10 protein-coding genes are annotated in these 13126 nt (G+C 57.9%); 6 read left to right on the forward strand and 4 right to left on the reverse strand.

Features of this window, described 5'->3' with window-relative positions:
- Window positions 1-102: 102 nt before the first annotated feature.
- On the reverse strand, window positions 103-1170 hold the full coding sequence (locus UH5x_RS13935) for a hypothetical protein (protein ID WP_482632738.1): 1068 nt from the start codon (window positions 1168-1170) through the stop codon (window positions 103-105).
- Window positions 1171-1348: 178 nt separating this feature from the next.
- Here UH5x_RS13935 and UH5x_RS13940 point away from each other — a divergent pair, with 178 nt between their 5' ends.
- Window positions 1349-2158, forward strand: coding sequence for a TrmH family RNA methyltransferase (locus tag UH5x_RS13940; RefSeq protein WP_482632739.1), 810 nt, complete (start codon window positions 1349-1351; stop codon window positions 2156-2158).
- Entirely contained in the window at window positions 2145-3629 is a 1485-nt protein-coding gene (locus UH5x_RS13945; protein WP_482632740.1) for a class I adenylate-forming enzyme family protein, read from the forward strand. The genes UH5x_RS13940 and UH5x_RS13945 overlap by 14 nt, the downstream gene beginning before the upstream one ends.
- Here the strand turns inward: UH5x_RS13945 and UH5x_RS13950 are convergent.
- The 3 genes from UH5x_RS13950 to tatC form a co-directional block, all read right to left on the reverse strand.
- Complete coding sequence (locus UH5x_RS13950; RefSeq protein WP_482632741.1) at window positions 3604-7158, reverse strand: serine/threonine protein kinase; 3555 nt, start codon at window positions 7156-7158, stop codon at window positions 3604-3606. The two genes, UH5x_RS13945 and UH5x_RS13950, sit on opposite strands and share 26 nt — an antisense overlap.
- 76 nt (window positions 7159-7234) lie before the next feature.
- Window positions 7235-7828 carry an RNA polymerase sigma factor gene (locus UH5x_RS13955; protein ID WP_348201701.1) on the reverse strand — a complete coding sequence of 198 codons (594 nt, stop codon included), beginning with the start codon at window positions 7826-7828 and terminating at the stop codon, window positions 7235-7237.
- 60 nt (window positions 7829-7888) lie between these two features.
- A complete protein-coding gene (gene tatC / locus UH5x_RS13960; RefSeq protein ID WP_047815817.1) occupies window positions 7889-9034 on the reverse strand; it encodes a twin-arginine translocase subunit TatC in 1146 nt (381 codons plus the stop codon).
- Between the two features lie 98 nt (window positions 9035-9132).
- On the opposite strand from tatC, the gene UH5x_RS13965 reads away from it, so the two are divergent.
- From UH5x_RS13965 to UH5x_RS13980, 4 genes are all read left to right on the forward strand, one after another.
- On the forward strand, window positions 9133-9714 hold the full coding sequence (locus UH5x_RS13965) for a type 1 glutamine amidotransferase domain-containing protein (protein ID WP_047815818.1): 582 nt from the start codon (window positions 9133-9135) through the stop codon (window positions 9712-9714).
- A gap of 385 nt (window positions 9715-10099) precedes the next feature.
- Window positions 10100-11023 carry a hypothetical protein gene (locus UH5x_RS13970; protein ID WP_482632742.1) on the forward strand — a complete coding sequence of 308 codons (924 nt, stop codon included), beginning with the start codon at window positions 10100-10102 and terminating at the stop codon, window positions 11021-11023.
- A gap of 284 nt (window positions 11024-11307) precedes the next feature.
- Window positions 11308-11736, forward strand: a complete 429-nt coding sequence (locus UH5x_RS13975) for a GNAT family N-acetyltransferase (protein WP_173442707.1) — start codon at window positions 11308-11310, stop codon at window positions 11734-11736.
- A gap of 1 nt (window position 11737) precedes the next feature.
- The gene (locus UH5x_RS13980; protein WP_482635994.1) at window positions 11738-12799 is read left to right on the forward strand and encodes a M42 family metallopeptidase; all 1062 of its coding nucleotides are present in this window, start codon (window positions 11738-11740) and stop codon (window positions 12797-12799) included.
- Window positions 12800-13126 lie beyond the last annotated feature (327 nt).

The raw sequence follows: 13126 nt of genomic DNA on the forward strand, positions 1-13126 counted from the left end.
ATCTCGATTCCATATCAGGATGGTTCCCTCTGCTCGCACCGACATCCTTGTCAGTGCCCAGCCGCAGAGGCGGATAGTTTCGTTCACCAAATCACTCGGCCACTAAGGCAGAGCGATGATTCCGCCCGCAATCGCGGCGGCTTCAACCACAACAGCACGCCGTTCCAGCGGCGGTCGCTGCATCACGCAAGGTGCCGATGATCCAGCTCGGAAATAGCCCTTGCTGTAAACGATGTCACACGGTTCCTGAATCGTTGCCAGGTAAGGCAGCATCGGAATCGTCGTGAAGAACCGAGCCCCGGCGGCGATCGGTTGCATGCATCCCCATCGTTCGTGACCGTGTCGTTCCAACATTCGGTCTTCGAAGTACAACGGATGCGAATACGTGTTCGGTGCAGCCCAAGGCAAAACCGCTCCGGCCGCGACCATGCCACGAGCAAACGGTTCCTCGGGAAGAGGGATCACAACCCCGTCTTCTTGCGAGTCAAAATCGTCCGGCAAACGACCATTGCCAATCGACGACTTGTCCAACGACACCGCTCGCAGCGATGGCAACTCGATGCGGCCGTTGGTGACATCGGGCAACCGTTCGCTGATGAATGGTTGCGAGAACATGCCGCCCTCATCCTTTTCATCTTCTTTCGCGTCGGCAATGATCTCATCCCGCAACGACATTCGGTCCTTGTCGTTGTTGGCTTCTGCCCGATCGGTTTCCGCATCGTTGCGAAGCAGGTCCCGCAAACGTTGCCGGCGAGCTTCGTCAGCGTTCGCTGATTCCGCTTGGCTTGCCGCATCGGCAACCTCCGCCGCGTCAGCGACTTCATCATCATTGATCATCGCGAATCCGGCCGCGGCAAAAAAGCCACTGGGCAGCGACGCCACCTGGGCATCCGCGGCAGTCAATGCCAACGGATCGTCAGCAACACTGACCGAAGCGGTCGAGACCAGACACCCAGACAAGACCCAAGCAAACGTTCGCCGACTTGGCTGAATCCCTCGGATCCAACGCATCGTTTCGCTCAAACGCTTTGCCGAGATTTCGGCAAAATGTCTCGGTGTGCAGCGAAGTCCCCGCGTGCAGCGGAGTCTCAGCGTGGAGGGGAGTCTCAGCGTGGTGCGACGAAGCGAGGGGGCGTCACCAAACCACCAATCCCATGTAGATTCCAGCATTGCGGTCGTCTTCCTTGACGGGTCATGCAAAAAGTGAAAGCTCGTTCAAACAACGACCTTCCCGTGCATCCTTCGGGTCGTGACGAACACTCACTCCAAATCAGTTGAGCCTCCTGGCACAATTGCGCCGCTGGATCGACACAAATCCCGCACAACCCGCACAAACGGAACCAGACGCTTGACCGAAACCATGAGGGACCTCGATGACCCCCGGCTCTCGCCTTACCGCGATTTGCGGCATCGTGAAGCGGAGGAAGGATTCATCGCCGAAGGCAGCGTGGTCGTACGCCGTTTGTTGCAAAGCGATCTGGGGGTTCGGTCCGTGCTGATCCACGAGGGGCGTGAAGCAAAGTTCTTGCCTCTGATTCCCAAAGGTGTGCCCGTCTACCTGATCGCCCGGGAACTCGGCAAACAGCTTGCCGGCTACGACTTTCACCGGGGCGTGCTGGCGCATGGTGTCAGCCCCACCATCCACCCGATGGAGGACTTTCGCGACACAGCCCAGCCATCATTGGCGTTGGCTCTGGTCGGCCTGAGCGATCCTGAAAACGTGGGCAGCCTGCTTCGTTCCGCCGCTGCGTTGGGCGTGCGAGACATTCTTCTGGGACCGCGAACAATCTCGCCGATGACACGACGCGTGATCCGAGTCAGCATGGCGTCGGTGTTTCGCCATCGCTTCTATCAATTTGACCAACCCGCCGAACAATTGCGTGACCTGGCGACCGCCGGATTCGCCTCGATCGCCACCCTGTTGGATGACACTGCGATTCCTCTGATTGATCTCCCCCAAGCGGTCACGTCCAAGCGACGGATCTTGATCGTCGGCAACGAGGCCAAGGGCTTGCCACCCGAGGTTGCCAAAGCAGCCACCCACCGCAGCACGCTGCCGATGCGAAACAACACGGACAGTCTCAACGTGGGAGTCGCCTCGGCCATTTTCCTGTACGAGCTGACTCGAGCACAGGACGCCGATCATGAAAACGGCTGAAGTCCCACACTTGCTCTCGGCGTTGTTGCAGCAAGCGAAACAGCAACCCGACAAGGTCGCTGTGCTCGATTCCCGAACGGGAGATGCGACTTGCACCTGGGGTGAACTGGCCCGCAGGGTCAACACGACCGCGAGCGTACTGCGAACGGAATTGCCCTGGAGCGACTCGCCCAAACGCATGACGTACTCGTGCACCAACCACCCCAACGAGGTGGTGTTGTCCTTGGCCTGCATCGCTGCAGGCGTCACCGAGATCCCCATCGATGCGTTCCTGCCGAAACCTCAACAGAAAACCCTGGTCCAACGATCGAAAGCGTTGCACTGGGACCACGAGAAGCATTGGGACCACGAGAAGCACTGGGACCACGAGAGTCATCACGCAGCCACTTGCGCCACCAGCCTGAGTGAGGCGATCTCAAATCTTGAAGCATCCGCCCGCGAAGTTGACCTTCACTCACCTTCGCTGGTTCTGTGGACAAGCGGCACGACAGCCAAACCTCGTGGCGTGATGCTTTCCCAGCACAATCTCACGACCAACGCGAAGGCAAAACTGCTGGCGGTCCCCCAACAGACCTCGGACCTGCGACTGTCGTTGCTGTCCATCGCTCACGCCTACGCTCGAACCAGCGACATGGGGACGTGGTTGCTTTCGGGATGCCGATGGAGTCTCGGCCGAGGCCGGTCAACCTGGCGTTCGCTCCCCGACACGCTCTCGCCGACATTGATCAACGCTGTGCCCGTGTTGATCGATGACATTCTGAACCGAATCGAATCGGGGCCATCCAATCTGCAAGCTTTGCGGTTGCTCGGCTGTGGCGGCGTCGCGATGTCCTCCGAGCAATTCGAGCGATGCCAACGAAACAACATCGGCGTCATCCAAGGTTACGGCTGCACGGAATCGTCACCGGTGATCTGCAGTGCGTCGCCTGACAACGCGACTCCCAATCGCGTCGGACCGCTGGTCGCGGGTTGGGAATCCAAAGTGAAAGAAGGACGCCTGCATGTCCGAGGTCCGGGCGTGATGCTCGGCTACCTCGATGATGAATCCGCAACACGGCAGAAGATTTCACCGGACGGTTGGCTCGACACCGGTGACCTGATTGAGATCCACGACGATGGCCAATTTCAAATCCTGGGTCGAGCCGACGATGTGATCGTGCTGGACAATGGCTTCAAAGTCTTTCCCGCCACCATCGAACGCCAACTGTTGCAGTTGCAGGGAATCGAACAAGCGGTCCTGCTGCATCACCAAGGCGAGCTTTGGTTGCTGCTCTCGCGTGATCATTCGCAGACAACCGCTGATGCCCAACCCGGCCGCGATGCCATCGAATCATGCTTGGCCGAGATCCTTCCACCAGGAACCAAGGCGAAGCAACTCGAGCTATCCGAACCATTGTCCATCGAAACCGGCGAACTTACCGCCAAGGGAACCCCACGCCGCCCAATCATCCGTCAACGCCGACTTTTCTAATCACCAATAATCCATCGCTCCCAATGGCGACGACACCGCTTCCATCGTCGGACCATTCAAATTTCTGAACGTCCTGCAAAAGCAACTCCGGCTGACCGACAACAGGTTGGGCATCGGCCGTCTTGCCCCGCTGCACGCGAGCACCCCACACATCCGAACGGCGTTTCGGCTTCCCACCGGTTCGCTTGTCTGTTTTTGCTCGATCGGTTTGATACCAAGCCAAGTAGTCGCCCTCAGGGGCCCATTGAGGCTGAATGCTCCCCGAACCATCTTCCCCCGTGACGACCGAAATGAGTTTGCGGTTTTGGGTGTCCCAGATCGCCAACTGACCACTGATCGGCACACCTTCCAGCCAAGTCCCACCTCCATCAAAGGCAGTGGAAACCGCCACCCATCGTCCGTCGGGCGACCATGCAGCGCCCGCACCTTCCACCCCGGTTTCATCAACATCCCCCGTTTCGATGTTGACGATCACCAGTGGATAGCTGCTGACGTAGCCCTCAGCCTTTCCGATCGCCAACTGCTTTGAATCAGGTGACCAAGCTGGACGAGTCTTGAGTGCTTCGGGTATCAAGAGCTGTAGGTTGCTCAAGATCCGGTCATAACAAAACAAACCTTGTCGTCGGCCGTCCGAATCGAGGACCGCCCCGACGAACGCAATATAACGGGCGTCAGGGGACTCGGCTTCATACAATGGATCCGCACTGTCAGGCAACTGGATCGACCGCAGGTCCTCCAGCGTCCGATCTGCAAAATGGTCCTGCACGCGCTGCTCGGCAATTTCGATTGCTTGTTGAACCGCTGAGTGCAACTCCGGTGAAGCGGTGCCCCAGAATTCACCAGAGCCTTGCGTCGGCTTCCAGCGTTCATCCTTCGCGTCTTCCGGCACGCGAACCATCCGAAGAAGCCGCGTCCAACTCGACGGGTCACCGGTATGTTGTGAAATCAACGGCAAGGTTTTGATCCAGAAACCTTCGTTTCGGCAAAGCGTGTTCGTGAGATGTTGATTCCCACCGGCCATTTGCGGATTGTATGTTGCCAACCAAACGATCGTCTCATCGGCGATTGTTTCTGGCTCGGATTCCAACCGCTCCCAATACTCTCGATTTCGCTTGTTTTGCAGTGGAGCAGGACCTGAATTCCAATTGCCAACATCAAATAGCAATGAATTGACAAGCAAACTGGAGTTCATATCGATCCCCAGATCAATCGCGGCAAGGATTTCCCAAGGATTGAGGGATGGATACGACACCGAAGACAACTGATCGACATTCGACTTCGCCAGTTCATCGCGAAGCCATCCCAACCGCTTCTTAAGAGGTATCTTCAAATCCGACTCAGCAGTCAGTTTTGCAACTTGACCTCGCAAGTGTTCTTCCAACTCGTGCTCTTGCCGAAGCGGTAACTGCATGGCGATCGCCAATTGAAGCGAAATACCGATTGCCGCGGCATGACTTTGAGAGTCCAGGTTTCCCGCCGCCTGAAGCAGTTCCTGCAAACGGTCATGCAATCGTTTCGGTTGTGCCGGAGTGGACTTCGCGGCTTGTTCTTCGGCCCAGTCGTGCAACGCGTTGTAGCTCGCTTCGTCAGTGCTGAAGTTGTTCAGCAACCATAAACAAGCGGCTCGACTGCTTGCATTCGATTCAGGAAATTCACGACTGATCGCCGCAATGCCGGGTTGTGGAAACATCTGCCGAAAAGGATCGTTGATCTGTTCCATGAAGCGACCCGATGGGTCATTGGTTCCGGCGACCCATCCACCCAGCCGACGGGACGCACGCAGAATGGCATGCGCCGCATCCACATCTTCTGAGTCAACCAAACCGGCGATTGCGTTCATCGCAACGACCAACGTATCGACGTCGCGTTCCACCTCCATTTGTCTCACCCAGTGTGACAAAGGGAGCCCCTGAAACAGTTTACCTTTGCCCGCCGTCGAGGCTGCCTCTGCAGTCAGCTCAGTGACCGGTGACGTGCTTTGATGAACTTGGACGACCGTTTCTTCCCCTCTTCGAACCGTCACTTGGTTGTGGCTCAGCGTGATCCCATCGGATTTCGCTTTCAGTTGCACGTTGTAGGTGCCACTGCGAAGCGTGATCGCGTTGCCTCCCGTTTCCACTTCGAGTTCTTCCACCGCCTGATCGCCTCGCGCAATTTCGATCTGCAGATCATCTTGTGGGCTTTCGATCACCAACGTGCCCCGGTCAGTCTGGATGGTCACCACGATCGCCGCCAACAAACACAAAAAGCAGCCGCCGAGTCCCAACATCCAAGTTCGATTGAATCGACGTGGGGGTGACCGCGACGGATCGGGTGCAGGCACTACTGCTGTGGACCAAGCGGGCGGTTCAGGATCATCGTTTCGTAACGCTTGAGCGATCAGGCGTTTCAAACCCCTTCGGTCGCTGAGTTCTGGATCATCGGCAAATCGAACGAGTGAATCCGCCACTTCGGCCGCAGAGTTGGGGCGATCAGCGGCTTGTCGCTGCAACAGATCCGCGACAACTTGATCCAGTTCCTTTGGAACACTCGGCACCACGCTGCTCAGCGACCGAGCGGGCTGGGTGGTCTTTTCGATCACCAGTGTTGCGACACCTTGATTGGATTGATGAGCCGATTCACCACAGAGCAATTGGAATAGAGTTGCGCCGACACCATACAAATCCGCCCTTTGATCCACGGTGGACCGGTTGGACAATTGCTCCGGTGCGGCGAACACCAAAGTCCCCAAAACATGCCCCACGGTCGTGACTCGCAAATTCGCCGCTGCTTGACCATCAAACACCAACCCCAGATCGAGCAATTTGACTTGACCATCTCGAGTCAACATCACGTTGGAAGGCTTGACATCGCGATGTACCAAACCCGCCGCGTGTAGCGCCGCCAGAGCCTGACAGGCCTCTCGCATAATGGTGGTGGCCATGCCGGTGCTGAGCGGCCCCAATCGACGAACGACGGCAGCCAGATCCAGTCCGTCGAGGTACTCCATCACCAAGTAGTGCCAACCACAGGCGTCCCCCGCATCGGTCGCCGCCACGATATTGGGGTGTTGAAGGGACGCGACGGCCTGCATCTCTCGTTCAAAGCGTTGCAGCCAATCGGGATCGAGACCTCGTTCCTTCGGCAATAACTTCACCGCGCACTGACGCCGCAGTCGTTGATGCTCGGCGAGGTACACCGCTCCCATGCCGCCACATCCCAATGGACGGATCAACCGATAGGGCCCCAACACTTCAATCGGTGGCATCACACCATCCAGCGAACCGACGCGACGGGTCAGGGCTCGCATCAACGCGACCTGGCAATCTGGTTCAGCCAAAATCGGATCGTCCACCGACGACGACTTCTGGGCCAACGCCGCGAACAACGGGTCCGAATCATCCGTGCCAACGACGGCTCGTTGCTGGCATTCAGGACAGACATCCAGGTGTTCCAAGGCGTCTCCGAATCGCTGTTCAGGCAGTCGCCCAGCAGAGAACGCTCGGATTTCTTGTTCCGACAAACAGGCTGATGAGGAGGTGGCGATCATCGACGCGAATTCCAGATTGGAGTGACAAACAGGATGTCTTCACCCTTTCATCGCGAGTGATTGGACACCTGTCGGTTCAATCACTCGACTTTTCAAGCAAACCTGCCAACTCTGCCCGCAGCCGCTGCGAGATTCTTGCCCGAGCTTTGTAGACACTCCAACGACTCATTCCCATTGATTCAGCGACTTCGTCCGGTTGTCGTCCCTCCACCACCGTTGCCCAGAACGCATGCCAGGTCTTCGGATCAAATCGATCCCGATAAACGGCGACGGCGCGGCGGATCAGCGTTTGCTGGTCCAGATTGGCGTCCGTCGGAGGATCATCGTGCTTGGTCACAGCAACGATTTCATCGACCGATGACCCGAGCAACTGTTGATCGTCGGCGCGTCGGGCCGCATCGGCGATTCGGCGTCGTGTGATCGTCCACAACCAACCTCGAAAAGTCGCGTCCGCTCGTTGCGGATCAAATTTGCCCAAATCCTTTGAGACCGACACCAGCACCTCTTGGGTGACATCCGCCGCATCGCTGCTCTGCAGCCCACTTCGCCGCGTCCAACGATAGATCAAAGGTCCATATAAATGGACAAACCGTCCCCAAGCTTCCGCGGACCCATCGCGCGTTGCCATCAGCAACGAAGGATGGGTCGTCGGTTCCACTATGGCAGTCAACTTGGAAGACCTCGGTCGCGGAGAAGGGTTAATGTTCCACGACCGAGTATAACGATCCAATCAGGCGGGGTCGTAGGCTTCGCTGCCCAGTCCCCTGCCCCGTGGCATGTAGGCGCACATCACGATCCCGAGGAAGTACAAGAACAACAGCGGTACCGCGAGCGCGATCATGCTGGTCACGTCCGCCGGTGTGACAATCATCGAGATCACAAAGATCACCAGCACCGCGACTCGCCAACTGCTGATGTAGTCTTCCGTTTGGACCAAATCGATGCGTTGCAGGAACAACATCACCAATGGCAGTTGGAACGCGACGCCGAATCCCAGCGGCAACATCAACACAAAGTTGACGTAGTACGTCAGCCGAGGTTCCACGGCGACATCCATCGAACCATTGAATTGCAGCAAGAACGTCAACACGTAGTGCAACACCAACCCAAACGCGAGCACGACGCCCGAGACAAACAGCACCACGCTGAACGGCAGGTACACATACACGTAGCGGCGTTCGTGGTTGTGCAACCCAGCGGCAACAAACGACCACAGGTGATAGAAGATCATCGGTGAAGCGAGCACCGCGCCGACGATCAATCCGGCTTTCACCCAAATCATGAAGGGCTCTTCGATCTTCAACGAGCTCAATCCGCGTTCGCTGCGACGCAGCTGGATCATGGGCACCAATTCATCCGGGTTGGGGATGGTCCCCATGGATTTCATCAATTCCGCCGTCGTGATTCTCTCCGGAATGGCCAGCGATGCTGGGTCTTCCACCCCGGTTTCGGCATCGGAACTGGCTTCCTCGCCCGCTTCCGATTCGACGGCTAAATCGGCGGCCGCATCCGCCTCCGCCAACGGAATTCCCGTCGGCACCGGGACGCTGGCCGATGGCAATGTGTACACCACGTCCGCGACCAGAGAATTGGACGTCAGGAATTCGTAGAAACGACTGACTTGCGGGTCTTCCTTGCGGTCCGGCAGCCCCATTTCCTTCAAGTCGCGATCGGCGTTGTACTCGATGATCGCTTGCTTGAGCGGTTCCTGGATGAAACGCACCACTCGGTTGGCAAACATCAGACCAACAGCCAATCCGATCAACAACCAAATGATTGCTTTGACCAGAGAGCCTCGGAGTTCTTCGAGATGCTCCCCGAACGTCATCGTCGAATTGTCGAACAAATCGTCTTTGGGTCGCGACAGTGCTTCCACGAGTTTCTATCCACCAGGGGAGGGAGGGTACCATTGTGCTGAACTACTCAGTGCCGGACCATTCTAACTGACCAATCCAATCTCGCACGGTGCCATTCATGACCGATCCAACTTCCTCTTCCAAACCCGCGACCTCGGTTTCCGTCGATTCCGTTTCGCCGCAGACCCTCACGGGCAAACGAGTTCTGTCGTTTGTGGGCGAAATCTACGAGGACTTGGAACTGTGGTACCCCAAACTCCGCCTGATCGAAGCCGGAGCGGAATTTTTTGTCGCGGGCCCGAAAGCGGGAGAAAAATACAACGGCAAACTGGGCTACCCCTGCGTCAGCGACCTGGCCATCGAGGCCTGCGAAGCCCATTCCTTTGACGGATTGCTGGTTCCTGGCGGGTTCATGCCCGACAAATTGCGGCGAGATCCCAAGGTATTGCAACTCGTCCGAGACTTTGATGCGGCGAAAAAGCCCATCGCCGCGATCTGCCACGGTGGCTGGATCCCCATTTCAGCAGGCGTCTACCGAGGCGTCCGCGTGACCGGATCCCCGGGCATCAAGGATGACCTGGTCAATGCAGGGGCGATCTTCGAAGACGCCTCCGTCGTCGTCGACGGGCACCACGTCAGCAGCCGCCGCCCCGACGACCTGCCCGATTTCTGCCGCCACTTCATCGCCCTGCTGGCTTGAACGAAATCGGTCGCTCGGTGGTCACCCACCAAGACGAGAGTAGAACGGGTGTCCCCAACCGTTTGCCTGCCCAGGTGGACGTGTTTCCAAGCGTTACGCGGACGGTGTTCGGGTGTGAACCGATGCGGCGCTGCTCGGCTTTTGAATGCGACGAGACGGAACAATTGGGGACAATTGTTCTACTCTGGTCCCCCACCGAGACCAGCACAAATTCACAGCGGGAACCGCCTCACGACCGGTTGTTTGAGAACGATCGCATCCTGTGAAACTGAAGCGTCGCGATTCCTTGCCAGAGTTGACTTGACATCGTTTGTCGCGGATTCGTAGGGTCGGCTCATTCGACACTCCCCTGGTTCTTTCCGACTTGGTAGGACGGCATTTCCGCGTGCTTTTTCGTTCCTCTGAACGAGTCTCCATCACGACACCGATGCGGTGTTGGTGGACGCTTTGCGCGCTGCTGGCGATCACGACGCTCGGTTCGGGATGCTCGCTTTTCCCAAACGGCGCTTGGAACGACGGGTCCCTGGACGAGTCGCACCCCAGATCCAAGCACACTCAGGTTTCCAAGCTGACTCACAAGAGCCGCAACACCATTTCGTTGCAGGCAGACTTTCGTCACGTCAGCACCCAAGACCTCGATGAATCGCTCTGGCAGCATGTCGACGAAACCGCTTTCCCACCGAAAATTCGCGAAGCCTGGCTGCTCAACGGATTTCGCATTGGTTTGATCGCCACTCCCGATGCGTTGCCCGAGACGGCAGAAGACAATCTTGCTGCGAACGATGACCCCATCAATCGATTGCTTTCCACCGCCGGGGTGCTGGGACGCAGTCCGTCGGGAGTCGAAACCATTCCCCTGCGTTCGTCGCAGCGACATGAACTTCCTGTCTCCACCGTGCTGGATGGTTCTCATGTGGTGCTGGCTCACGAGAACGGCAAACTCACAGGCCGATCGTTGGACTCGCCCCAGATGTCGCTGTCACTCACCCCAACCTTGGGGCCTGGCCCAGGCCAAGCCACCTTGGAAATTCGCCCCGAGGTCCAGCATGGATCGGTCCAGCAACGTTTCATCAGCAGCGAAGCTGCCACACGCTTGGCGACCGGTCGCTCGACCTGGGAATTGCCGGAGATGAACCTGTCATGGGTGGCCAATCCCCATCTGACACTGCTGATCGCCCCCGTGCACCAACCGGACGAAACCGAACCCACCTTCGGACTGGCTCGCCAAATGCTTCGGGACGCGGATCACCTTCAAGACGACCAGCATGTCATTCTGTTGCTGCGGGTCGATGACCTGCCCTCGTCCTGAGCCCCCCCTCACGCTGTGCAGATCGTCTCTCCGGTTTGTCTCCGCTGACGCTTGCTGGGGCTGAACTTGCCGCCCTTCCCGCGCGGGACACGGCGTGATTCCGGGATGCCCCCGCGAAGGTTTGCCACCATTTGCTAAACTTCTGTTTTCGATGACTGCTGATCGCATCTGAACCGGTGGAACTTCGTTCATGAAAGACGCTTGCTTTGGCTGACACTCCCTCTCCCGATCCCGCCCCGATCGTTGACGCGCCCCCGGTCTCGCCACCCGGCGAATCGCTGTCGATGGACGAAGTCACCGTCCGACAATCCACCCCGCTGGACGCCCAGGCCATCCATGCTTTGATGCGTCCGTTCGTCTCACAGCACCTGCTGCTCTCTCGCACCGAAGCCGAAATCATCGAACTGACTCGCCACGGCTATGTCGCCATGGTCGGCCCACGCTGCATCGGTTTTGCGGCGATCGAGGTCTACAGCACAAAACTGGCCGAACTGCAGTGTTTGGCCGTGCACCCTGAAGCTCAACGACTGGGTCTGGGACGCAAATTAGTCGGCCACTGCATCGAACGAGCCCGCACTCTCGGGGTGATGGAAATCCTTGCGATCAGCTCCTCCGAAGACTTCCTCAAATCATGTGGCTTCGATTACTCGTTGCCTGACCAGAAGAAAGCCCTGTTCTGCCAACTCCGTCCTCGCAACTTCGATGACCACTGAAATGCAACCGCTCGAATTTTTCAAGCAATCGATTCTGACACCCAGCCCTTCGGGCTACGAAGAACCCATTCAGAAACTGATCAGCCAGTACCTGAAACCGCACAGCGAAGAAGTCTCCATCGACGTGCACGGCAACCTGACCGCTCGAGTCGGCAAGGCCGGGACGCCAAAATTGATGCTGGCCGGTCACTGCGACCAAATCGGGATGCTCATCTCGCACATCGATGAACAAGGTTTCCTGTACGCCCAAACGATCGGCGGTTGGGACCCACAGCAACTGATTGGCCAGTCCATGACGGTGTGGACCGACGACGGCCCTGTCTCCGCGGTCATCAGTCGCAAGCCGATTCACCTTCTGTCCCAGCAAGAACGCGGCGAAGTGGTCAAGCTCGAACAGATGTGGCTGGACATCGGAGCCAAAGATGGCGAAGAAGCCAAATCAAAGGTCCGCATCGGCGACTGCGTGACGTTGGACCTCGCCTACCGTGAATTGCTGGGCGACTTGGTCAGCGGCCCCGGCATGGACAACAAAACCGGCATGTGGACGGTGATTGAAACGGCCCGTCGTTGTGCCACCTCCGACCAAGCGTTGCAGTGCGAACTGCACAGCGTCGCGACCGTGCAAGAAGAGATCGGGCTGCGGGGAGCCAGGACTGCCGCCGGACGCATCAACCCTGACGTGGCCATCGCAGTCGACGTCACGCATGCCTCGGATTGCCCAACGATCGACAAACAACAACAAGGCGATATCAAAATTGGTGGCGGCCCGGTGATTTTCCGTGGCCCCAACATCAACGCAAAAGTCGCGGCGAGATTGATGAAGTTGGCCGATGACAACGACATCGCCTACCAACCCGCCGCGCTCGGGCGAGCCGCACCCAACGATTCCAATGTGCTGCAGATCTCCGGCTCAGGCGTCGCCACCGGATTGGTCGCGATCCCCAACCGCTACATGCACTCGGCCGTCGAAACGATCAGCCTCGGCGACATCGAAGCGATCGCGAAGTTGCTGACGCTGTTCGCTCAATCGCTGACGCCGGAATGCGACTTCATCCCCGGTTGATCCAAGGGGGCGGAACAAGCTGTCGCTCGGTGGTCTCCACCGAGACGAATCTGATCTCCCGGCAGAGGAGCAATCGCTATCCTAAGCAGGTCGGCTGGAATGATCGGGCACAACCATGTGAGCCGTTTGGGCGTTAGCCCCGGTTGCGCGTGAAAACCGTGGCTAACGCCAACGGCTCACATACCCGATGACACCTGCGTACCTGCTTAGAAGCCCACGCAAGCAGGCTGGCAGGAAAAACCATGTGAGCCGTTTGGGCGTTCGCCTGGACTGCCAAATGTTTGATGTTATGGAACGCATTCGTTTGCGCAAGTTTTCATCCCGGTA

Source organism: Rhodopirellula sp. UH5 (assembly GCF_056839225.1).

Coding starts and splice junctions, on each gene's coding strand:
- UH5x_RS13935 (WP_482632738.1), bottom strand. CDS start 1,170: ATGCTGGAATCTACATGGGATTGGTGGTTTGGTGACGCCCCCTCGCTT.
- UH5x_RS13945 (WP_482632740.1), top strand. CDS start 2,145: ATGAAAACGGCTGAAGTCCCACACTTGCTCTCGGCGTTGTTGCAGCAA.
- UH5x_RS13950 (WP_482632741.1), bottom strand. CDS start 7,158: ATGATCGCCACCTCCTCATCAGCCTGTTTGTCGGAACAAGAAATCCGA.
- UH5x_RS13965 (WP_047815818.1), top strand. CDS start 9,133: ATGACCGATCCAACTTCCTCTTCCAAACCCGCGACCTCGGTTTCCGTC.
- UH5x_RS13975 (WP_173442707.1), top strand. CDS start 11,308: ATGGACGAAGTCACCGTCCGACAATCCACCCCGCTGGACGCCCAGGCC.
- UH5x_RS13980 (WP_482635994.1), top strand. CDS start 11,738: ATGCAACCGCTCGAATTTTTCAAGCAATCGATTCTGACACCCAGCCCT.